Below are 22,858 nucleotides of genomic sequence, written 5' to 3' on the forward strand. Positions count from 1 at the left end.
TCGCCTTGATTGGCAAATTAATTCATTATCGGGAACCAAAAATAGCTGTGCCAATTCTGACTAATGTTGAACCCCAAGCAATTGCTATATCAAGATCAGCGGTCATACCCATGGAAAGTGTATCAATATTTGGATATTGTTTTTTTAACTGGTTAAATAAATTTTCCATACTGCGAAAAATTGATATCTGTTGGCTCAATTCATTATTTGGTGCTGGAATTGCCATTAAACCACGTAATTTTAAGTTTGGCAGCAAGACAATTTCAGCCGCTAATTTATCTAATTCTTCTGGCGCAATACCTGATTTACTTATTTCATCACTGATATTAATTTGGATTAGTACGTTTAATGGTGTTTTATTTATCGGACGCTGATTGTTTAATCGTTGTGCTATTTTTAATCGATCAATAGTATGACACCAATCGAAATGCTCAGCTACCAAACGGCTTTTATTGGATTGTAGTGCGCCAATAAAGTGCCATATTAAATCCTGTTTATGCCTAAAATAGGCAATTTTTTCTATCCCTTCTTGCAGATAATTTTCGCCAAACTGATATTGCCCCGCATCGATAGCTTCTTGAATTGCATCACATGATTTAGTTTTACTGACGGCAAGCAGTGTAATATCTTCTGGCAATCGATGATATTTATTGGCCGCTTGTATAATGCGATTTTTGACATTAACCAGATTTTGTTGAATTGTGTTCATAAAAATTCAGATGTTAAATAAAAAAGTAAAAAAGATAAAAGCATAATTTCATTGTCGCGGCCATGAGTAACAGTTTATTATAATTATGCATGACTAAGCATGTTGTTCAAACCAACTTTCTAAAATAATGACAGCAGAAATGGAATCAATTTTGCTTTTATTTAAAGCCCGATAACCACCCTGATTAAATAGTTGTGCTCGCGCTTCTATCGTTGTTAGTCGTTCATCGTGTAATGTAACTTTGATACCAAAGCGCCCATGCAGGCGATTAGCAAATTTACGAGCTTGATTGCTTATCGGTTGCTCTGTTCCGTCCATATTGAGAGGTAGTCCAACAATAGCCAGTTCAGGTTGCCATTCTTGTAATATTTTTTCAATTTCTAACCAGTTTGGCTTACCATCTTTGGCTTTTAATGCTGTTAAAGGACGGGCAGTTGCTGTAATTTCCTGCCCGATGGCGATGCCAATACTCAGAGTACCGAAATCAAAGGCGATAATTGTTCTATTTGCCATTATGCATGACCCGCTTGATTTGAAATATTGTAAATATCAATCCCAATTAAAGCAGCAGCTTCACGCCAGCGTTCGGTAATAGGTGTGTGAAAAATGATATTACTATCTGCTTTGGCGGTTAGCCAATTATTTTCCATCATCTCTTTTTCCAGTTGCCCTTGTTCCCAGCTTGAATATCCTAAGGCGATAAGTGTTTTTTCTGGTTGTTTGGTTGTGCCTAAAGTTTCGAGAATATCTTTTGACGTTGTGATCATAATTTCATCAGAAAGCTTTAAGGTAGAATGAAAACCATTTTGTGGCGAATGTAGAATAAAACCATGCGCCTCTGCGATCGGGCCACCAGAAAAAACCGGTTGGCTTAATTCAGTTATATGATCGTATTCTGTGGTTTTGATGTTTAAATTTTTCAATATACTATTGATTGAAATTTGTTCAATTGGTCTATTGATAACTAAACCCATAGCACCTTTTTCATTATGTTCACAGATATAAACCACCGACTTTTGAAAAAACGGATCTAATAACGTTGGCATGGCGATGAGAAAGTGGTTTTGTAAATTCATATTATTAAACTTATTTTCCTGAATTATCAATAAAATATAGCTGAATTAAGCGATAAAAAATAATTAATCAAAAATATTAGGTTGTATAAATTCTATCGTAGGTTAACTGCACGATATTCGTATTTTATAACAGTAGAAAACATTTATAGTATTCTATTTTATTATTCAGTTAACCATAATGTTAGCTATTTGTTAATTTTCTATTTTTGCAGTTAGGCGTTTTTCTATTGCATCAAATAACATACCAGTAATTGATATATCTGAAAATGCGGCTTCAATTTCACGTATACAGGTAGGGCTGGTGACATTAATTTCGGTTAAGCGATCACCGATAATATCTAAGCCAACAAAAATTAATCCTTTTTCTTTTAATATAGGTGCGACCGTTCTAGCAATTTTCCAATCACTTCCTGTCAATGGTCTCGCTTCACCATATCCTCCTGCAGCTAGATTTCCCCGCGTTTCGCCTTGAGCCGGAATCCGAGCTAAGCAATAAGGAACAGGTTCACCATCAACAACCAACACCCGTTTATCACCTTCCTTGATAGCAGGTAAGTAATCTTGAGCCATACAGAAACGTTGTCCATGTTGGGTTAATGTTTCAATAATGACGCTGACATTGGGATCATCTTTTGTTAGCCGGAAAATAGACGCGCCACCCATTCCATCCAGGGGTTTAAAGATGACATCACCATGTTTTTGATGAAATTCACGCAGTTTTTTATTATTCCGGGTGACTAACGTATCAGGCGTTAACTTAGCAAACCAGGCAGTAAATAGTTTTTCGTTACAGTCCCGCAGGCTTTGAGGTTTATTAACAATTAAACTACCCGCTTGTTCTGCCCTTTCAAGAATATAAGTGGCGTAAATATATTCAGTATCAAAGGGAGGATCCTTGCGCATTAAAATCACATCAAGATTTTTTAGCGCAATATCTTGCTCTGCACCAAATTCATACCATGGCGTAGTATCTTGTTGGATGTTGATCAGTTGCTTAGTATGCCCGTATGCTTCGCCTTGTAATAAATAGAGATCGCCCATTTCCATATAGTGAATTTCATATCCACGGCGTTGTGCTTCCAATAGCATAGCGTAACTACTATCTTTTTTAATTTTTATGGTTGAAATGGGATCCATCACAATACCTAATTTGATCATTTTGTCTCCTTAACCAAGATCGCCGAAACGAACTTGTAATGCCGTGATTGCAGTTAACGCAGTGGTTTCTGTTCTTAATATCCGAGGTCCAAGTAGGATATTAGTAAATTGGTAATTAGTTGTCATTATGATTTCATCCGGTGAAAGTCCACCTTCTGGACCAATGAGTAAACGGATTTTATTAACAGATGCAAGTAGTGTATTAATACTTGATTGAGCTTTAGGATGGAGATTAATTTTTAATGCATCATCTTTTTCCATACACCAAGCTTCAATAGGCATTACTGGACGAATTAAGGGGATTTTGTTACGTCCACATTGTTCGCAAGCAGAAATAGCAATACTCTGCCATTGTTGTTGCTTTTTACTAAGTCGCCTAGGATCCAATTTAACATTACAGCGTTCAGAAAGAAGTGGAGTAATGATATTAACACCAAGTTCTACTGATTTTTGAATAGTGAATTCCATTTTTTCCCCGCGAGAAATGACTTGTCCAAGATGAAGATCTAAAGGGGATTCTCTGTTAGCTATTGTCGCCAAGCCGAGCTGGATTTTAACTGACTTTTTATTAGCCTCAAGTATTTGCCCGATGAAAATAGAATTACTACCATCAAATAACTCAATATTTTGTCCTACACTCATACGTAGAACTCGACTAACGTGGTTAGTAGCATTATCGCTTAATTGTATTATTGCCCCTGATTCTAATGGGTTAGGATGATAGATCCGAGGAACGCGCATAGTCATGCTTCCTTATAAACTCAATGCTAGCAAAATATTGTGCCTATAATAGAGATGGGAAAATAAACTAGCAAGTTGTCTCGTTAGCTATTGATTTTCCGTTTTTATTTTGCGTACTAATTCGCAAAAATTCGCTCACAACCAGATTATTGTTAATATTTATTGTAGAACTGTTATAAGGCATTGCTTTTTTATTTATAGATATTGGGAAAGAATGCTGAGTGACTAATGAGGATTTTTCAAAAAGGAATTTGAAGATGGCAACATGGCTCACTACTTTTTCGTATTGGCCGCTGATACAAGCGTTTATTATAACGATTATTTTATTACCATTAAGCCATTTATTAATTAATTATTTACCCCTTTATCTATTTAATTATAGATTAAAGGGCTCACTGAGTGGATATCTCCTTTTTATCACTCTTTTTATTCCTTTGAGTATCATTTTTTTGCTGATCTCAGACTTTAACCATAGGGTGATTTTACTTTTTTTCGTCTGGTTTAGTGTATTACTTGCTTTTATTGATCATCACACAGGCTATTTGCCAGATTTATTAGTTTACCCATTAATTGTATTAGCATTGCTTTTTCATGCTATGCAATCTAATGAGCAGTTGTTATTAGCTATTTATGGTGCCTTAATTGGTTATTTAATATTTTGGTTTATTTATGGTTTTTTTAAATTAGCTATCAAGCGTCGAGGATTAGCGCAAGGAGATATTAAACTTGTTGCAGCTTATGGCGCTTGGTTAGGCATATATATTTTACCTTATTTAATGTTATTATCTGCTTGCCTGGGCTTACTTAATTATGTTTTTTTATGGATCAAAATACGATATAAACCAGATAAAATTGCTTTTGGACCCGCATTAGCCAGCGCAGGTATTAGTCTAATGTTGATTAAATATTTTAAAGAGGATTGGATCATAAAAATTATTCTTTAACAAGTTAGCATGCTGCTATTTGGGGCTATCGGGTAATATCTGTTAAACTTAAACTGATATTTTTAATGAAAAAAGACATTATTAATTTTTATGTACTTTTAACTCACTAAATAAAATATGAGGAAAGTTCAAATGAAAAAAGCAAGTTTGCTATTATCTTTTCTTTTCTGTTGTTCATTTTCAATTATGGCATCAGTGCCAAATGGTGTTACGGTATTTGCCTCTCAAAAAGAAGCTGGTAGTATTTCTACACCGAAGAAATCTTATTATACAAAAAAATTTGATGTAATGGTTGCTAATTTGTCGGAAAAAGAGCTTGATCTGTCTAAATATTGTTTCAAAGCTTTTTTAGGTTCAAGAGAATTCAAAGTTGATACCATTGATGAGAACTTACATAATAAGGTGCTAAAAAATAACGAAAATGCAAAAGGTATGATTGTATTTGCTTCTATTAATCGTGATATTACTAAAGCAGCAATGGTTAAATTAACCGATAATTGTAAGTAATCATTAAACGCAGCTTAACTTTAAACAAGCTGCGTTAAATTATTAAAGATGCCATTTTAATAAGTTTAAATTTATTCTTACGTTCACTAAATAATTTTTAGTCCATTTCCATCCATGGAAAGATATAAATAAATTTTATGATAAATAAGCTGTCGATAAATTTTGCAGATATTTTTGCCATAACTGTGGTTGAGAAAAATATTTATCTAAATTTATTACCATTAGGTTTTCATTATGTTGAGCAATTAAGGTCGGAAAACCGGAACGAGCAACTTGATGTAATAAGGTACGACTTGATTGGATATGTTTGTTGGTTGGCTCATCTTTATTCATAGAAAAAGTTTGTTGAAATAGTTGTTTATCTAGACCAATCTGTTGTGCTAATTGCAGCAAAGTGTCTTCGTCACTAACTCGACAACCATCAATATAATGCGCTGTTTGGATGGCCTTTAACATTGTTAAACCTTTATTTGCTAATTCATCAGCAGTAATAATTGCTGTTATCGGTGGTAATGAATCTAGTATTACATCATTTTGTTGTAACAATTGGTGATAATTATCACCAAATGTTTGTCCAGTAATACTGGCGATCTGCTTATCAGTATCTAACAAAAATTGACGCCATTGATCGTCTATCTTTACTTGGTTGTAACCTGTCAGCATACCACCACCATGTAGTTGTAGTTTAATATTTGGCTGACTAGCGGCAATTTCTATCAATGGAGATGCGCCATAACACCAACCACAGAAAGGATCAAAAATATAGTGTAAGGTTATTGATGACATGTTTTCCTCGCGAAATTATTGCGGCCATTTCATTTCGCCCTTCAATACTTTGGCGCTCAATTCGAGACTAGCAGGTTCTTTTAAATTTGGATAAGCTTGTCGCATAATGTCAATGACTTCAGTTGAATTTTTACTCTTTGCTAAAACTTTTTCTAGTTTTTTCAAATAGTTTTCTGTAAAAGTAACGGTGGCAATATCTTTTGCCGAGGGTTCAAGATAATGTCCGGGAATAACGACTTTTGGCTTAAGTTGTTTAATACTTTCAAGGGATTGTAGCCAGTGTTGGCGAGATGCTTTGTTTTGAGTATCAGCTGTCCAGACATGAATATTGTCAGAGACAAGAACGCCACCAACAACAGCTCTAAGTTTGGGAATCCAAACAAAAGTACGATCAGGCGCAGCGCTTTTTAATCCTTGAATTTTAATTTTTTCACCATCAACCACTAATGTATTACCTTGTAACACATCAGGAACAATAATTTTAGTTGGTGCTTGTTGTTTCAATATAGGCCCCCAATAGGCCTGTTTACCCTCTTTGGTCGCCTTTATCGCTTTAACAGTCTCGGCTGTTGCTAATACTTTTGCATTAGGAAAAGCTTTAGTAATAACCTCTAGCCCAAAATAATAATCGGGATCAGAATGACTAATATAAATTGTTTTTAGTTTTTTATTTAGTTTTTTTATACGATTAACTAATTCTTCCGCATCATTTTTTTGAAACTGTGCATCAATAAGAATTATTTCATGCTCGCCACTAATAATTTCAGAAGAAACCGGAAAAATACTTTTTTCACCAGGGTTATAGACTGACATTTTTAAATTTGTGGCTTGAACTAATGTGCTGAAAGTAAAAAGAACAGCCATAGTGATGATGGAACCAACTTTCATAATGTTTTCCTTAATACTGAATGAATGTTTAATCACTCATAGCAAATGGTAAAAAATTGGAAAAAATAACACAATTAACAGTAAGTTGTTGCATAAAATGCGTATCCAAACAGGATAACAACACAATTTCACTTGCAAAGCGTATTTTAGTTGCTAACTTGGCAAATTTTCCCTATTTACAAAATAGTATTACTGTTGATCGACAATTAAGCAATAAAACAGTTAACTGACGAGATGATCAAATTGAATTAGCATAACATCTTATAAATTAATTAAAAAAATAATCTAATTATTTTATTTATCAATATGTTAATTACAAAAATAAGTCAGTAAGATTAAGAATTATTATTTAATTTTTAAAATTAATTTGGTTGATGGATCAGATTAAAAATAATCAATAATGAAAAGCATTGAGCAACTGCATTTCAAATTCTTTAATAGTCATTTTTAGGCATTGAATAAATCGTTCGCTAAGTTCAGAAGATGGCCGATGCATTGGTTTAATTAAATTGACAGTGAAAGGAATGGATTTAATAAAAGGTCTGGTACAAAGGCTATCAGGATCATGTTGTAAAAAATCAATAACGGTAAATGGATTGACGATTGAAATCCCTAATCCTTCCCTTACCATCGCACAAACAGAGGCAGCATTATGCACTTCCATTATCATTCGCCGGCTAATATGTTGTTCAGCAAAAAATGTATCAATTGCTTGTCGATAATTATCGGTAATTGAGAGACTAATAAAAGCAACATTATTAAAGTCTTTAGCAGTTAAATATTTTTTTTTACTTAATGGGTGCATACGAGGTAAAACAACGACTTCATTGAGGCTAGTTAAAATATCGCCATAGGTACCGGTGGGTATCTGTCGATTCTCTGTCAAACCGAGATCATAATGTTGCCCCGAAAGCCATTCCTCTAATATAGGTGACTCTTGAGAGGTAATAGTGAAGTTAACTTCTGGGTAATCAAGCAGAAACTGCTTACAGACTCTAGGTAATAGCGACTGACTAAATACCGGTAAGCAGGCAATTGAGAGCTGAGTATCTCTAAATTGCCTAATAATTTCTGCCATATTAGAGATCCTTTCTAATCCATAATAAGAACGTTCGACTTCTGCAAATAGCCTTAATCCTTGAGCGGTTGGTAATAGCCGTCCTTTGATCCTATCGAATAACCTAAATCGTAACAGTTTTTCTAGACGACTAATTTCACGGCTGACAGTAGGCTGAGATGTTCTAAGTAATTGGGCTGCATCGGTTAAGTTTTTGGTGGTCATGACCGCGCGAAAAATTTCTATATGGCGCCAGGAAAAAGTTTTCATTTACATAACTCGCTGCGATTAACTATATCCAATATGAATAAACTATAGCTAAATAGATATTTTTAATCCCTATTTTTTCTATTAATAATAATAAAAAATGAAAAAATAAATTAAGGTTATTAATGACAACATTTGCAACCACTACAAGTCGATATTTGACAGCAGAACAATTAATTAAACTACCCACTCAATTCGGAACCCCTATCTGGATCTATGATAGCGAAGTTATTACACAGGCTATTAAGCAGTTGAGCGCATTTGATGTGATCCGTTTTGCGCAAAAAGCATGCTCCAATATTCATATTTTGCGTTTGATGCGTGAACAAGGTGTGAAAGTTGATGCTGTATCATTAGGTGAAATTGAAAGGGCCTTAGTGGCAGGCTTTCGTCCTGGAAGCGAAAAAGCTGAAATTGTATTTACGGCAGATGTCATTGAAAAGCAAACTATTGAGCGGGTAATAGAGTTAGATATTCCGGTTAATGTCGGATCAATTGATATGCTCGTTCAATTAGGAAAAGCCAAACGACATCATCCTATTTGGTTACGTATCAATCCTGGGTTTGGCCATGGACACAGCCAAAAAACCAATACCGGTGGAGAAAATAGTAAGCATGGTATCTGGTTTAGTGATCTGCCATTAGCAATTGAAAAAATTAATCAATATCAGTTAATGCTGGTGGGGATGCATATGCATATTGGTTCTGGGGTTGATTATTGTCACCTGGCTAAAGTCTGTGACGCAATGGTAGAGCAGGTCATTTTAAGTGGTTGTGATATACAAGCTATTTCTGCTGGTGGCGGATTGTCGATCCCTTATCATTTAGCTGAAGAGCGAATTGATATTAACCATTATTTTGCCTTGTGGCATGGTGCTCGTGAACGTATTTCAGCGTATTTGGGGCACCCTATAACACTAGAAATTGAGCCTGGTCGTTATTTGGTTGCAGAATCAGGTGTGCTTTTAGCTGAAGTTAGGGCAGTAAAAAGAATGGGTAAAAATCATTATATATTAGTTGATAGTGGTTTTAATGATCTTATGCGTCCTACTATGTATGGCTGTTATCATCATATTTCTGTGTTAGCAGCGGATAATCGAGATCTTACCAATGAAAATTTACGTGAAACATTAGTTGCTGGTCCTTTATGTGAATCTGGTGATGTCTTTACACAGGCAAATAACGGCGCTGTTGTCCCTCGTTTATTACCTGAAATTTATGTGGGAGATTATTTAGTCTTTCATGATACTGGTGCTTATGGTGCTTCTATGTCTTCTAATTATAATAGTCGCCCACTAATTGCTGAAGTAATGTATTTAAATGGTGAGCCAAAATTAATTCGTCGGCGTCAAACATTGGCAGAGTTATTGGCATTAGAAACATGTTTGATAACTAGTGATTAGGGAGCTTAATAGCTCCCTGCAAGATCCAGAATTAAGCTGCTTGCTCTTTATTTAATGGCGAACTATTTTTCTGTTTATCAGATTTCTTACTAGCCACAGCCAGGGCATCATATTCAAATTCATCAACATTGATTGATCTCAAACGGCTGGCTTCTGCTTTACGTAAAATGTCAGCTTCTTGCTGGGTAATTTTACCGTCAGCAAGTGCTTGCTCGGCAAGTTTATCTAAATTGGTAAAGTGCGGTTTATGTGCATTTTCGCTAACCAAGCGTTCGAATATTGGCTCGGCGGCAATAATATCTAATAATGCAGTATTAATTATGCCATGAGGGTTGTGCTCACTGGGTATCATATATTGACCGCGACCAATGCGATCACGTATTTCTGATGGTGTCATCATAATTTTTGCTAGTTTATGATCAAGTTGATCGCTAGGTGGTGCATAACGATAACCTAAAGGGAAAATGATAATACGGGTTAACGTAGCTACTAGGCGATTCGGAAAGTTACGTAGCAGTGCTTGCATGGCTTTCTCTGATTGAAACAAACAATCTTTTATTACCCATTCAACAATTGGTAAATCCATTGTTGGGCGGCCATCATCTTCAAAACGTTTTAGTGTTGCTGATGCTAAATAGAGGTGACTTAAAATATCGCCTAAACGGGCAGAAATACGTTCACGGCGTTTTAACCCACCACCTAATACAGCCATAGAAATATCAGCCAGTAAGGCGAGGTTGGCACTTTGTCGATTTAATTGTTGATAGAAGCGGCGAGTGTTATCTTTTGTTGGTGCTTTACTTGTTCTGCCGTTAGTTATACCTAAGTAGAAACTACGGAATAGGTTACTTATTGTATGGCTCAAATGGCTAAATAGTAATTTATCAAAAGCGGCAATATCGTTATTTTGTGTTGCGGCTATTTCCGGCAAAATGTAAGGATGACAGCGAATAGCTCCTTGGCCAAAAATCATCATACTTCGTGTTAAAATATTGGCGCCCTCAACAGTGATCGCAATAGGAGCCCCTTGATAAAACCGAGCGAGGAAATTTGTAGGGCCCATACAAATACCTTTACCGCCGGCAATATCCATTGCATCAATAATTGCTCTTTGGCCTCGATGTGTACAGTGATATTTCACAATAGCAGAGAGGACGGCTGGTTTTTCGCCAGATATAATTGCTGTAGTAATTAACGTTGAAGCGGCATCCATTAAATAAGCATTACCAGCGATACGCGCTAAAGGCTCCTCAATACCCTCCATTTTTCCAATGGGTACTTTGAATTGACGACGAATATAAGCATATGCACCGATCGCCATGGCGACACTTTTTAAGCCACCCGTTGCGTTAGAGGGAAGAGTAATGCCACGACCAATAGAAAGACACTCCATTAACATACGCCAGCCTTGGCCGGCCATTTTGGCACCACCGATAATACAATCAATTGGCACAAAAATATCTTTACCGCGTGTAGGACCGTTTTGGAAAGGAATATTCAAAGGAAAATGGCGATGGCCAATTTCTATCCCATCAATATTGGTAGGGATCAAAGCGCAGGTAATGCCAAGATCGGTTATATCGCCCAATAAATGATCAGGATCATAAAGTTTAAATGCTAGCCCTAATACAGTAGCTACCGGGGCTAAGGTAATATAACGTTTATTCCAATTTAAACGCATGCCTAATATTTGTTGGTTTTCCCATTCGTCCATGCAGACAACACCGGTGTCAGGGATGGCTCCAGCATCAGAACCAGCTTCAGGACTTGTTAATGCAAAACAAGGGATCTCTTCACCACGAGCTAGTCTAGGCAGGTAGTGTTGTTTTTGTTCATCGGTGCCATAATGTTGTAAAAGCTCGCCTGGGCCTAATGAGTTAGGTACACCAACAGTAATGGCTAATATGCCGGAAACCCCAGCTAATTTTTGTAATACCAGTGCTTGAGCATAAGCAGAAAATTCGAGACCACCATACTCTTTTTTGATGATCATAGCGAAAAAACGGTGTTGTTTTAAATGTTGCCATAATTCAGTGGGTAGATCGGCTAGTTCATGGCTAATTTGAAAGTCATTAGCCATACGGCATGCTTCTTCAACTGGGCCATTTAGAAAAGCTTGTTCTTCAGTTGTTAATTGTGGTTTTGGATAATTATGTAATTTATCCCAGTTTGGCTTACCTTGAAATAAGTCGCCTTCCCACCAGGTTGTGCCCGCCTCGATGGCTTCTTTCTCGGTTTTTGACATCGAGGGAATGATTTTCTGAAAAATTTGTAAGGCTTTGCTTGAAATGAATGAGCGGCGTATTGGCAGGTAGACAAGCGGAAATAGTATCGCTGCCGCGAGCAATAACGTCCAATAATACCATAAACCAGTACTAGCCATAATTAAACAATAAGCAAGTATAAGTAGGCTACTGAATAGTAGATTTGCTTTGTGATAACAAAGAATTCCGATTAAACCAATAAATAGAAAAATAGTGAGTAGAGCCATCATGGTACTCCTGATTATGATTAAACTAAGTCATCGGAGGTCATATCTGTGTTTTTTCTTATCTTTAATCTATGTAATTTTATTTATCAATATTTTTACATGTTAATTACAATGTAGTTCACAAATTATTTATTGAGCTTAACTGAGTTATGATAAGTATCTTTGATACTTCTTTCATAAAGTTTAATCCGTTACACTGGGATTGTTGAAAAAAATAATATTTTTATTAGGAGTAAAAATGATGTACCAGGAGCTTATTTGTGCTGAATTAGAAGAAGCGGCGGTGATATTGAAGAATTTTCTTCAAAATAGAGAAAATATTGAAGCGATTGAGCAGGCCGCGATCATGTTGGCAAATGCCTTTAAAATGGGAGGAAAAGTAATATCTTGTGGCAATGGTGGCTCACACTGTGATGCTATGCATTTTGCAGAAGAATTAACCGGACGTTATCGTGAAAATCGGCCGGGTTATCCAGCCATTGCGATTTCTGATGTGAGTCATCTCTCCTGCGTTGGTAATGATTTTGGCTATGACTATGTTTTTTCTCGTTATGTAGAGGCAGTGGGTAAAGAAGGTGATGTACTCTTTGCGCTTTCAACGTCAGGTAATTCTGGCAATATCATTAAGGCAATCGCGGCGGCGCGTGCTAAAGGGATGTCAGTGATCATATTGACAGGTAAAGAGGGTGGGAAAATGGCAGGAACCGCTGATATTGAGATCCGTGTACCTCATTTTGGCTATGCCGATCGCATCCAAGAAATTCATATTAAAGTGATCCATATCTTAATTCAGTTAATAGAAAAAGAGATGGAAAAATAGCATTGCTATGCAATATTGCCGGATAGGCGATGGGATTATTTTGCCTGAATATGTTTAAATTTAGAAATTTCATTCTGGCATAAAGGAGACATTATGTGTGAATTACTTGGTATGAGTGCTAATGTCCCGACAGATATTAATTTTAGTTTAAGTGGTCTTATCCCTCGAGGAGGCCAGACTGGGCCACATAAGGATGGTTGGGGGATTACTTTTTATGAAGGTCGAGGGTGCCGAACATTTAAAGATCCCAAACCTTGCTATCAGTCGCCTATTGTGCGCTTTGTGCAAGAATATCCGATTAAATCAGAGGCAGTTATTGCACATATTCGCCAGGCAAATCGGGGCGAGGTCTTATTAGAAAACACCCATCCTTTTACCAGAGAACTGTGGGGAAGAAATTGGACTTATGCACATAACGGCCAACTTAAAGGTTATAAAAAATTACCTGTAGGGCATTATCGACCTATTGGAGCAACAGATAGTGAGTGGGTGTTTTGTTGGATTTTAAATCAATTGTCAGAAAAATATGCTAAAAAACCGACTAACTGGTTAACTGTATATCGGTTTATTGCCAAGCTTGCTGATCAATTAAACCTGATGGGGGTATTTAATATGTTGATTTCAGATGGACGATACATGATGGCGTATTGCTCGACTAATTTGCATTGGCTTACACGCAAAGCACCTTTTGGTAAGGCAAGGTTGCTTGATAATGATATTGAAATTGATTTTCAGCAACATACTCAAACCACTGATATCGTATCAGTGATTGCAACCCAGCCTTTAACTGGCAATGAGAATTGGCACAGAATACAGCCGGGTAGTTTTGTTTTATTCCATTTGGGTAAGCGCATACTGTAATCTTTCACCTGCTATAGCTGGTGATAATTGATGGTTAGGAAATTTGTTTACTAAGTATTGTCCTTGTTGAATATTAATTACCGGCAATTGATTTGTTTTAGTAAAATATTCATATGCAGGTTGCAGTTGCTGCCAAAACGTATAGTAACGTGAATTGCGGTGGCGATTCATGTTGGCAGATGTCATTTTAAATGGATAAATATTGACCTGTATTTCATATTGGCCATTGTGTAATGCATTTTCCACATAACGATAGATTTCATTTATATAGCGATCAGTCATTGCATAGCAGCCAATTGACCTACAACCACCATGTACCATCAAATAAGAACCAGTATAGCCATGGGCTTGGTCATATTCATTAGGGAAACCTAAATTAAAAGCGCGGTAATATTTACTATCAGGTTTTAATTGTGAGCGTGTGATGCGATAAAATCCTTCTGGACTTTTTAAATCACCTTGTCTTGTCTTAGGTCCCAACCCGCCAGAAAAATTACAGATTGGATAGCTTTTCACCAATGAAAATAAACCTTTTTCATTTTTAGTATAGAGTTCAAGTACTCTTTCTTCTTTAAAAATTTGAATAAATAGTGAATTATTTAAGAATTTTTTGCCGTTATTACTGATATCTAATGGATAAAATGGCCTTGACGCTGAGTAGCTATTACTGATAAAAAATGAGAGGGAAAAGATCCCTATGCTAATAAAAAAAGTGCGTTTCATAAGCTTCCATACAAAAGTGAGTTATTGTACAAAAAAAGTACACAAATATTAATCATACATTTGTATTGTAGTTTTTTATATTAAAAATTAATAATTTTGTCTCCTGCCATTTTTGGCTTATTTTGCTAAAAATTCTAATATCCATCGAAAAAGATGATTCAAATGATCGTTATTTGCGAATTGTTCTCAAAATAATAAAAAATTTATTCTTATTTGCTTGAACTAAATCACTTGTTGTATCAGACAGCAAGCCAGGGAACTGATAAAATCATCTTCGTTAAAATAATAGGTAAATTGTAATAATTAGTGGAGATTCATTAGCTGGCTTGTTTCAATTATTCAACAGCCTTTTGATTATTGGTTGCTATCTGATTTCATTTGAAATCGTTAGCTTAGGGTTTAACTGGTAAACTTGTGCAATTCTTATGATTAAAATTAAAAAAGGACTCAACCTCCCGATTGCAGGAGTGCCCGCTCAAGTGGTAGCGAATAGCCCTGTCATTCATCATGTTGCAGTGTTGGGTGAAGAGTATATAGGGATGCGTCCTTCAATGTTGGTGAAGGAAGGTGAGCAAGTTAAAAAGGGGCAAATTCTTTTCGAAGATAAGAAAAATCCAGGCGTATTTTTCACCAGCCCGGCTTGTGGCACTATCATAAAAATCAATCGGGGTGAACGCCGAGTACTTCAATCTATTGTTATTGAAATTAATGGCGATGAACAAATTGTATTTAACCATTATGATAATAATCAACTTGATACATTAACGCCTCAACAAGTAGAAGCTAATTTACTTCAGTCAGGTTTGTGGACAGCGATGCGGACACGCCCTTTTAGCCGTACTCCAGTTCCAGGTACTAGCCCAAAAGCAATTTTTGTTACGGCAATGGACACGCGTCCACTGGCGGCTGATCCCTCGTTGATTATTGCAGTGGAGGAAACGGCTTTTAATGATGGTTTGAAAATATTAACTAAATTAACCGAAGGAAAAATTTATGTTTGCCATGGAGACGGTAACTTAGTCAAGTTAACTGACAATAAACAAATTATTTATAAGCAATTTATTGGTCCACATCCTGCGGGGTTAGTGGGTACCCATATCCATTTTCTAGAGCCGGTTAGTACAGAGAAAACTGTCTGGCATTTAAATTATCAAGATGTGATTGCGATTGGTAAACTTTTTACTACGGGACATCTTTATACGGATCGCATTATCTCACTTGCTGGACCTCAAGTTAAAAAGCCACGTTTAGTTCGGACTTGTTTAGGCGCAGATCTCTATGAATTAACCGATGGTGAACTAAAAATAGGAGAAAATAGAATTATCTCAGGGTCAATTTTATGGGGTAATAAATGTGATGATACACGAGGTTATTTGGGCAGGTTCCATAATCAAGTTTCGGTATTGAGTGAAGGACGTGAAAAAGAGTTATTTGGCTGGATTGTACCCGGAATAGATAAGTTTACTATTACCCGCACGACACTTGGCCATTTCCTGAAAAATAAACAGTTTAATTTCACCACGACGACCAATGGTAGTGAACGTTCTATGGTTCCGATTGGTAATTATGAACGTATTATGCCGCTTGATATTATGATTACCCATTTATTACGCGATCTGCTAGTTGGTGATTTAGCCAGCTCTCAGCAACTTGGTTGTTTGGAACTGGATGAGGAAGATTTGGAGCTGTGCACCTATGTCTGCCCAGCCAAATATGAGTATGGTCCTGTACTTCGTGAGGTATTGGCCAGAATTGAGCAAGAAGGTTAACTACATGGGCTTAAAGAATTTATTTGAAAAGTATGAACGTCATTTTGAACCCGGTGGAAAACTAGAAAAATACTATGTGCTCTATGAAGCAGTGGCGACTATTTTTTATACTCCGGGCACAATCACACGCGGGCGTTCGCATGTTCGTGACAGTATTGACCTAAAGCGAATGATGATTCTAGTCTGGTTGTCCGTTTTTCCAGCCATGTTTTGGGGAATGTATAATGTTGGCGCACAAGCAATTCCAGCTCTTTATCAATTACATAGTGAAGCTGATTTGCAGAAGATCCTGGGTTCTGATTGGCATTATAGCGTCGCTCAGTTTTTGGGCGCTTCATTAACACCAGAGGCAGGCTGGGCAAGTAAAATGTTGCTTGGTGCGGTATATTTTTTACCTATCTATATGGTTGTTTTTTTAGTTGGTGGGTTTTGGGAAGTATTATTTTCGTTGATCCGTGGTCATGAAATCAATGAGGGTTTCTTTGTTTCTTCGATTCTGTTTGCCCTTATTGTACCGCCTACTATACCGCTTTGGCAGGCGGCATTAGGTATTACGTTTGGTATTGTTGTGGCGAAAGAAATTTTTGGTGGTACTGGGCGTAATTTTTTGAATCCAGCTTTAGCGGGTCGTGCATTTCTATTTTTTGCTTATCCAGCGCAAATTTCAGGTGATTTAGTTTGGACAGCGACAGATGGTTTTTCTGGTGCTACGCCATTATCGCAATGGGCTAGAGGTGGAGATCATGCATTAATAAATAATGTGACACATCAGCCTGTTACTTGGATGGATGCTTTTTGGGGCAATATTCCAGGCTCGATTGGAGAAGTTTCAACATTAATGATCTTAATCGGTGGGGCGTTGATTTTATTTTGCCGAATAGCTTCATGGCGTATCGTTGCTGGTGTAATGATAGGTATGATGGCAATGTCTTATCTATTTAATGCGATTGGATCATCGACTAATCCATTATTTGTGATGCCTTGGTACTGGCATTTAGTGCTAGGCGGTTTTGCTTTTGGCATGATGTTTATGGCAACTGATCCTGTTTCCGCCTCTTTTACTAATGAAGGTAAATGGGCTTATGGCATGTTGATTGGTGTAATGTGTGTTCTCATCAGAGTCATTAATCCTGCTTATCCAGAAGGGATGATGTTGGCGATTTTGTTTGCCAACTTATTTGCGCCTCTGTTTGATTATCTAGTCGTTCATGCAAATATTAAACGGAGAAAAGCCCGTGGCTAACGATAAAATAAAAAATTCAAAAGATAGCATCGGCAGAACATTTCTTGTGGTATTTATTCTGTGTTTAGTGTGTTCAGTAGTTGTATCTGGTGCAGCGGTAGGTTTGAAATCTAAACAGCAAGCACAAAAGTTATTAGATAAACAACGTAATATTCTTGATGTTGCCGGTTTACTCAAGCCCAAAATGTCAGCTGAAGAGATACAATCTCTTTATAATACTCGTATTAGCGCTAAAATTTTGAATTTCAAAACAACTGAAATATCAAATAGTAATGGCAACTTCGATCTTAATAATCAACTACGTAATGATGAAACACGAATGGTGTTATCACCAGAACAGGACGTTGCTAAAATTCGTTATAGAGCCAACTCGGCAGAAATTTATTTAGTCAATGATGATCATGGTAAAACCACGGCACTTGTTTTGCCAGTTTATGGTTCTGGTTTATGGTCGGTAATGTATGCTTTTATTGCTGTTGATATAGATGGAATCACATCACGTGGTATAACTTATTATTCGCATGGTGAAACGCCAGGTCTAGGTGGAGAGGTGGATAATCCACAATGGCGCGCCCAATGGATTGGTAAAAAGCTTTACAATCAACAAGGGAAACCAGCGATAAAAATTGTACGTGGTAGAGCAATAGATGATCCCTCTAGCATCGATGGTCTATCAGGAGCAACACTGACATCAAATGGTATCCAGAAAATGTTTGATTTCTGGTTGGGTAATAATGGTTTCGGTCCATTTCTGGATAAAGTACGCAAAGGAGAGTTAAATCATGGCTGATAGTAAAGAGATTAAACGCGTGCTAATTGGACCTTTATTGGATAATAATCCTATTGTATTGCAAGTTCTAGGTGTTTGTTCGGCTTTGGCGGTAACTACTAAATTAGAAACTGCCCTTGTGATGGCCATTGCTGTGACTTTAGTGACCGGTTTTTCTAGCTTTTTTATCTCACTGATTCGTCATTATATTCCTAGTAGTGTGCGAATTATTGCTCAAATGACCATCATTGCTTCTTTGGTTATCGTGGTTGATCAAATCTTGCGTGCTTACGCTTATGAAGTCTCTAAGCAACTTTCAGTATTTGTCGGTTTAATTATTACTAATTGTATCGTCATGGGACGTGCTGAAGCTTATGCAATGAAATCGCCACCAATTGAAAGTTTTATGGATGGTATTGGTAATGGTTTGGGATATGGCGCTATTTTAATTTTAGTTGGTTTCCTAAGAGAACTATTTGGTTCAGGTAAACTGTTCGGTATTACTATTCTGCAATCGGTTCAGAATGGTGGTTGGTATCAGCCAAATAGCTTGTTCCTGCTTGCACCAAGCGCGTTTTTCATCATTGGTATGTTGATTTGGGGACTGCGCACATTAAAACCTTCACAGGTTGAAAAGGAGTAACAGACGCAATGGAACATTATATCAGCTTGTTTGTTCGAGCTGTGTTTATTGAAAACATGGCTCTTGCCTTTTTTCTAGGTATGTGTACATTTTTGGCCGTTTCTAAAAATGTCAAAACCGCCTTCGGCTTAGGAATTGCAGTTACTGTTGTTCTGGGTATTTCCGTACCAGCGAATAATTTAGTTTATAATTTCATTTTACGTGATGGTGCCCTAATAGAAGGGGTTGATTTAAGTTTTTTAAACTTCATAACTTTTATCGGTGTCATTGCCGCATTGGTACAAATTTTAGAAATGATTTTGGATCGTTATTTTCCCGCCCTTTATAATGCATTAGGTATTTTTCTACCATTAATAACCGTTAATTGTGCGATTTTTGGTGGTGTCTCGTTTATGGCCCAGCGCGAATATAATTTTAGTGAATCTATTGTTTATGGATTTGGTTCAGGATTGGGATGGATGCTAGCTATTGTTTTATTGGCATCTATTCGTGAGAAAATGAAATATGCTGATATTCCATCGGGTTTGAAAGGTTTAGGCATCACCTTTGTCACTACTGGTTTGATGGCATTGGGCTTTATGTCTTTTTCCGGTGTACAGTTATAAGGGTGAAAATAATTCATGGATATTATTATTCTTGGTGTCGTCATGTTTACCCTAATTGTGTTGATTCTAACGGCAATGATTTTATTTGCCAAATCTAGGTTAGTAAACACGGGGGATGTAAAAATTGAAGTTAATGGTGACCCTAAAAAGAGTTTTGCTGCTCCAGCAGGTGATAAGCTATTAAATATGTTGTCCAATCAGGGCATTTTTGTTTCCTCTGCTTGTGGAGGTGGTGGTTCTTGTGGGCAATGTCGGGTGACAATCAAGCAGGGTGGTGGTGATATCCTGCCTACTGAACTCACCCATATTAATAAACGAGAAGCTAGAGCAGGATGTCGTTTGGCTTGTCAGGTTAATGTAAAACAGGATTTGAAAATCGAATTACCTGAAGAAATTTTTGGGGTAAAAAAATGGGAGTGTGAAGTTATCTCGAATGAGAATAAAGCAACTTTCATTAAAGAATTGAAATTAAAAATTCCAGCCGGAGAAGTTGTCCCATTTCGGGCAGGTGGCTATATTCAGATCGAATGTCCGCCACATAAAGTTTCTTATGCTGATTTTGCTGTGCCTGATGAGTATCGTGAAGATTGGGATAAATTCAATTTATTTCGTTATGTCTCTGAAGTAAAACAGCAGACAGTAAGAGCTTATTCAATGGCAAATTATCCAGAAGAACATGGAATTATCATGTTAAACGTCAGGATAGCAACACCACCGCCAAAAGCCGCAGATTTACCTCCCGGAATTATGTCCTCTTACATTTGGTCATTAAAACCCGGTGATAAAGTCACTATTTCTGGGCCATTTGGTGAATTTTTCGCTAAAGACAGCAAGGCGGAAATGATTTTTATTGGTGGTGGGGCTGGTATGGCGCCAATGCGCTCTCATATTTTTGATCAATTAAAGCGCTTAAATTCTAAACGAAAAATCAGTTTTTGGTATGGTGCTCGTTCAAAACGTGAAATGTTTTATGTTGAAGACTTTGATCAACTGGCTGCGGAAAATGAAAACTTTACCTGGCATGTTGCGTTATCAGATGCCATGCCAGAAGATAACTGGCAAGGCTATACAGGCTTTATTCATAACGTTTTATATGAAAACTATTTGAAAGATCATCCAGCGCCGGAGGATTGTGAGTTTTATATGTGTGGTCCTCCTGTGATGAATGCCGCAGTTATTAAAATGCTTAAAGATTTAGGTGTTGAAGATGAAAATATTTTATTAGATGATTTTGGTGGTTGATACTTTCCTGTATTTTAACTCATTGTATAATCGTTGAGTTAATATGGACTTAATACTCTTAAAAAATTTTATGCTAAAAAATAAATTATTCAATTGGATTATTACCTTATCTACTATTTTCATGCTTTGTGGTTGTTTTGAAACAGAGCAAAAGAGTATTCAAGGGCAAACGATGGGGACTTACTATGTCATTAAGTATGTCAATGAATCATCTCATCCTTTTTGGGAAACATTGCGTGATGACATTAATAGTCGTTTAGAAGAAGTTAACAATCAAATGTCAACTTACCGCCCTAAATCTGAATTAAGCCAATTTAATCAATTTCAACATGTAAATACACCATTTCCTGTGTCGCTAGCCATGATGACAGTGATTAAAGAAGCGATTCATATTAATAAATTAACCAATGGTGCGCTCGATATTACTATCGGGCCATTAGTTAATTTATGGGGATTTGGCCCAGAAGGCAGAATAACCAAATCACCGCCGGAAGAGACTCTGGCGTTGCGTCGGCAGTTGATTGGTATTGATAAACTTGCAATTGATGGTAATAGCCTGATAAAAAAAATACCTCAACTTTATGTAGATCTCTCAGCTATCGCTAAAGGGTATGGCGTTGATGTTATAGCAGAATATTTAGAGTCACAAAATATTCATAATTATATGGTCGATATTGGTGGGGAAGTGCGGACGAAAGGCCATAATGGCAAAGGGGTAGCGTGGCGTATTGCAATTGAAAAACCTTCGGATAAAGGACTAGAACAGTCGGTACAAGAAATTATTGAGCCTGGGAATATGTCAGTTGCTACCTCTGGTGACTATCGTAACTATTTTGAACAAGATGGTATTTTTTATTCACATACTATTGATCCAAAGACTGGTAGACCGATTATTCATAATTTAATATCTATTACTGTTATCGCTCCAACATGCATGATGGCAGATGGTTTATCTACTGGCATAAATGTGTTGGGGGCTGAAAAAGGAATGGAATTAGCGGAACGTTTAAATTTACCGGTTTTCATGGTCGTTACGACTAATAAAGGTTTCGAAGAACGTTATAGTTCGGCATTTAAACCTTATTTAGTAAAAAAAATGTAGCGGAGGTTATATGTTAACAATATTTATCGCTACTTTGTTTTTTTTTCTACTTGCTTTTATTGCTATGTCTCTTGGCTATATTATTAAACGCAAGGAAATTCAAGGAAGTTGTGGTGGGTTAAGTAATATAGGCATTGAAAAAGTTTGCGATTGCCCGCAGCCATGTGATCTTCGTAAGAAGCGTATGGCTATGGAAAACCGTAAAAAACAACAACAGATGAACGACCGTATTATTTGATAAAAAATCTCGTTATTAATAGTAATAACGAGATTATTAATATTTTGTTTTTTATTATTTTATATTTTTAAAATATTTAGGTGAATCGACCATAACTTCGTCTGCACCTAGCTCTTTAGCCAGTTGATAATCAGCTTCATCTTTTATGCCAAATAAAACGATGTGTGCTCCACCACTGGCACGAAAACATTTCATTGCTTCATGATCCCAAACTAAATCTGACGATGAACGAGCTTCACCGAGAGTATATTTTTCTACAACTTCGACTTTACGTCGCAGTTCCAGTCCATACCAGCGCTGAGTATTAATTCTTTTATCAATCAGACAATGGTGATTCATGGTAATATTAGCCAGAATATCACGGGTTTCATCACGACTTTCAAAACGCTGTACATACTCAGATAAAGCATTTAAGAAAGCTTCGTTGGTGGAATAAAAGCGAGTACGTCGGAAAGCTTTTTCTTCTTTTAAAACTTTTTCAATCGCTTGTGCTTGTTCGTAAGGATCGGCATCGGGAGATTTCAGATCAATATAGAAATCGGTTGCCCGAAACTGTTGCAGTACTTGCTTCAATGTAGGAATGACTATACCTTTATTACAATAGAGATGGTTATGACGGGAACCGAAACGGTAACCAGCATCAGCCTTCATAAGTTGTTGTGCACGGTAAGAGGACACCGGGCCACTTCTATTGGTTAGGGTATTTAAATCAGATGGGCGATATAATATAGGAACTTTATCACTGGAAAGTTGTACGGTGTAGTGGTCTAATAAAACTGTAGAGATTTATAGCTTATAATTAAGCAAAATCTTATA

Annotated in this window: 24 protein-coding genes; 13 read left to right on the forward strand and 11 right to left on the reverse strand. The window is 36.7% G+C overall.

What is annotated here, in order from left to right; translation table 11 throughout:
- Nucleotides 1-25: 25 nt before the first annotated feature.
- The 5 genes from ArsFIN_RS04410 to rsmE all read right to left on the reverse strand — a co-directional run bounded on the left by ArsFIN_RS04410 (nt 26) and on the right by rsmE (nt 3,684).
- A complete protein-coding gene (locus ArsFIN_RS04410; RefSeq protein ID WP_026823038.1) occupies nt 26-709 on the reverse strand; it encodes a YggS family pyridoxal phosphate-dependent enzyme in 684 nt (227 codons plus the stop codon).
- Nucleotides 710-802: 93 nt separating this feature from the next.
- Nucleotides 803-1,222, reverse strand: coding sequence for a Holliday junction resolvase RuvX (gene ruvX / locus ArsFIN_RS04415; RefSeq protein WP_026823037.1), 420 nt, complete (start codon nt 1,220-1,222; stop codon nt 803-805).
- Nucleotides 1,222-1,785, reverse strand: coding sequence for a YqgE/AlgH family protein (locus ArsFIN_RS04420; RefSeq protein ID WP_026823036.1), 564 nt, complete (start codon nt 1,783-1,785; stop codon nt 1,222-1,224). The genes ruvX and ArsFIN_RS04420 overlap by 1 nt, the downstream gene beginning before the upstream one ends.
- 192 nt (nt 1,786-1,977) lie before the next feature.
- A complete protein-coding gene (gshB, locus tag ArsFIN_RS04425) occupies nt 1,978-2,943 on the reverse strand; it encodes a glutathione synthase (protein ID WP_026823035.1) in 966 nt (321 codons plus the stop codon).
- 9 nt (nt 2,944-2,952) lie between these two features.
- On the reverse strand, nt 2,953-3,684 hold the full coding sequence (gene rsmE / locus ArsFIN_RS04430; protein ID WP_026823034.1) for a 16S rRNA (uracil(1498)-N(3))-methyltransferase: 732 nt from the start codon (nt 3,682-3,684) through the stop codon (nt 2,953-2,955).
- Between the two features lie 257 nt (nt 3,685-3,941).
- Here rsmE and ArsFIN_RS04435 point away from each other — a divergent pair, with 257 nt between their 5' ends.
- Together ArsFIN_RS04435 and ArsFIN_RS04440 are read left to right on the forward strand one after the other, a co-directional pair.
- Nucleotides 3,942-4,628 carry a prepilin peptidase gene (locus ArsFIN_RS04435; RefSeq protein ID WP_051297040.1) on the forward strand — a complete coding sequence of 229 codons (687 nt, stop codon included), beginning with the start codon at nt 3,942-3,944 and terminating at the stop codon, nt 4,626-4,628.
- Between the two features lie 132 nt (nt 4,629-4,760).
- Nucleotides 4,761-5,135, forward strand: coding sequence for a DUF4354 family protein (locus tag ArsFIN_RS04440; RefSeq protein WP_026823033.1), 375 nt, complete (start codon nt 4,761-4,763; stop codon nt 5,133-5,135).
- A 135-nt stretch (nt 5,136-5,270) separates the two neighbouring features.
- On the opposite strand, the gene ArsFIN_RS04445 is transcribed toward ArsFIN_RS04440, so the two are convergent.
- The 3 genes from ArsFIN_RS04445 to ArsFIN_RS04455 all read right to left on the reverse strand — a co-directional run bounded on the left by ArsFIN_RS04445 (nt 5,271) and on the right by ArsFIN_RS04455 (nt 8,136).
- The gene (locus ArsFIN_RS04445; RefSeq protein ID WP_026823032.1) at nt 5,271-5,921 is read right to left on the reverse strand and encodes a DsbA family protein; all 651 of its coding nucleotides are present in this window, start codon (nt 5,919-5,921) and stop codon (nt 5,271-5,273) included.
- 15 nt (nt 5,922-5,936) lie between these two features.
- Nucleotides 5,937-6,809 (reverse strand): MBL fold metallo-hydrolase, encoded by an 873-nt coding sequence (locus ArsFIN_RS04450; RefSeq protein WP_026823031.1) that lies wholly within the window; start codon nt 6,807-6,809, stop codon nt 5,937-5,939.
- A gap of 394 nt (nt 6,810-7,203) precedes the next feature.
- A complete protein-coding gene (locus ArsFIN_RS04455; RefSeq protein WP_026823030.1) occupies nt 7,204-8,136 on the reverse strand; it encodes a LysR family transcriptional regulator in 933 nt (310 codons plus the stop codon).
- 122 nt (nt 8,137-8,258) lie between these two features.
- On the opposite strand from ArsFIN_RS04455, the gene lysA reads away from it, so the two are divergent.
- Nucleotides 8,259-9,536, forward strand: coding sequence for a diaminopimelate decarboxylase (lysA, locus tag ArsFIN_RS04460; protein ID WP_026823029.1), 1,278 nt, complete (start codon nt 8,259-8,261; stop codon nt 9,534-9,536).
- A 31-nt stretch (nt 9,537-9,567) separates the two neighbouring features.
- Here the strand turns inward: lysA and fadE are convergent, their stop codons facing one another.
- Nucleotides 9,568-12,027: an acyl-CoA dehydrogenase FadE gene (gene fadE, locus ArsFIN_RS04465; protein WP_026823028.1), complete on the reverse strand. Its 2,460-nt coding sequence runs from the start codon at nt 12,025-12,027 to the stop codon at nt 9,568-9,570.
- Nucleotides 12,028-12,268: 241 nt separating this feature from the next.
- Here fadE and lpcA point away from each other — a divergent pair, with 241 nt between their 5' ends.
- The gene (lpcA, locus tag ArsFIN_RS04470; protein ID WP_026823027.1) at nt 12,269-12,847 is read left to right on the forward strand and encodes a D-sedoheptulose 7-phosphate isomerase; all 579 of its coding nucleotides are present in this window, start codon (nt 12,269-12,271) and stop codon (nt 12,845-12,847) included.
- A gap of 93 nt (nt 12,848-12,940) precedes the next feature.
- Entirely contained in the window at nt 12,941-13,708 is a 768-nt protein-coding gene (locus tag ArsFIN_RS04475) for a class II glutamine amidotransferase (protein WP_026823026.1), read from the forward strand.
- Here ArsFIN_RS04475 and ArsFIN_RS04480 read toward each other — a convergent pair.
- On the reverse strand, nt 13,679-14,431 hold the full coding sequence (locus tag ArsFIN_RS04480; protein WP_034249737.1) for a L,D-transpeptidase family protein: 753 nt from the start codon (nt 14,429-14,431) through the stop codon (nt 13,679-13,681). The two genes, ArsFIN_RS04475 and ArsFIN_RS04480, sit on opposite strands and share 30 nt — an antisense overlap.
- 425 nt (nt 14,432-14,856) lie before the next feature.
- On the opposite strand from ArsFIN_RS04480, the gene ArsFIN_RS04485 reads away from it, so the two are divergent.
- The 8 genes from ArsFIN_RS04485 to nqrM all read left to right on the forward strand — a co-directional run bounded on the left by ArsFIN_RS04485 (nt 14,857) and on the right by nqrM (nt 22,042).
- Entirely contained in the window at nt 14,857-16,200 is a 1,344-nt protein-coding gene (locus ArsFIN_RS04485; RefSeq protein WP_026823024.1) for a Na(+)-translocating NADH-quinone reductase subunit A, read from the forward strand.
- Nucleotides 16,201-16,204: 4 nt separating this feature from the next.
- Nucleotides 16,205-17,443, forward strand: a complete 1,239-nt coding sequence (locus ArsFIN_RS04490; RefSeq protein ID WP_026823023.1) for an NADH:ubiquinone reductase (Na(+)-transporting) subunit B — start codon at nt 16,205-16,207, stop codon at nt 17,441-17,443.
- Nucleotides 17,409-18,233 carry a Na(+)-translocating NADH-quinone reductase subunit C gene (locus tag ArsFIN_RS04495; RefSeq protein ID WP_407062017.1) on the forward strand — a complete coding sequence of 275 codons (825 nt, stop codon included), beginning with the start codon at nt 17,409-17,411 and terminating at the stop codon, nt 18,231-18,233. The genes ArsFIN_RS04490 and ArsFIN_RS04495 overlap by 35 nt, the downstream gene beginning before the upstream one ends.
- Complete coding sequence (locus ArsFIN_RS04500) at nt 18,226-18,855, forward strand: NADH:ubiquinone reductase (Na(+)-transporting) subunit D (protein ID WP_026823021.1); 630 nt, start codon at nt 18,226-18,228, stop codon at nt 18,853-18,855. The genes ArsFIN_RS04495 and ArsFIN_RS04500 overlap by 8 nt, the downstream gene beginning before the upstream one ends.
- A gap of 8 nt (nt 18,856-18,863) precedes the next feature.
- Nucleotides 18,864-19,460 carry an NADH:ubiquinone reductase (Na(+)-transporting) subunit E gene (gene nqrE / locus ArsFIN_RS04505; protein WP_026823020.1) on the forward strand — a complete coding sequence of 199 codons (597 nt, stop codon included), beginning with the start codon at nt 18,864-18,866 and terminating at the stop codon, nt 19,458-19,460.
- A 15-nt stretch (nt 19,461-19,475) separates the two neighbouring features.
- Nucleotides 19,476-20,702 (forward strand): NADH:ubiquinone reductase (Na(+)-transporting) subunit F, encoded by a 1,227-nt coding sequence (gene nqrF, locus ArsFIN_RS04510; protein ID WP_026823019.1) that lies wholly within the window; start codon nt 19,476-19,478, stop codon nt 20,700-20,702.
- Between the two features lie 70 nt (nt 20,703-20,772).
- Nucleotides 20,773-21,804, forward strand: a complete 1,032-nt coding sequence (locus tag ArsFIN_RS04515) for an FAD:protein FMN transferase (protein WP_026823018.1) — start codon at nt 20,773-20,775, stop codon at nt 21,802-21,804.
- Nucleotides 21,805-21,814: 10 nt separating this feature from the next.
- Nucleotides 21,815-22,042 (forward strand): (Na+)-NQR maturation NqrM, encoded by a 228-nt coding sequence (gene nqrM, locus ArsFIN_RS04520; protein WP_026823017.1) that lies wholly within the window; start codon nt 21,815-21,817, stop codon nt 22,040-22,042.
- A 54-nt stretch (nt 22,043-22,096) separates the two neighbouring features.
- Here nqrM and ArsFIN_RS04525 read toward each other — a convergent pair whose 3' ends face one another.
- Nucleotides 22,097-22,828: a glycerophosphodiester phosphodiesterase family protein gene (locus tag ArsFIN_RS04525; protein WP_081700657.1), complete on the reverse strand. Its 732-nt coding sequence runs from the start codon at nt 22,826-22,828 to the stop codon at nt 22,097-22,099.
- Between the last annotated feature and the right edge of the window lie 30 nt (nt 22,829-22,858).

The sequence above is a fragment of the Arsenophonus nasoniae genome (assembly GCF_004768525.1).
In the GTDB taxonomy this organism is placed as follows: Bacteria; Pseudomonadota; Gammaproteobacteria; order Enterobacterales; family Enterobacteriaceae; genus Arsenophonus; species Arsenophonus nasoniae.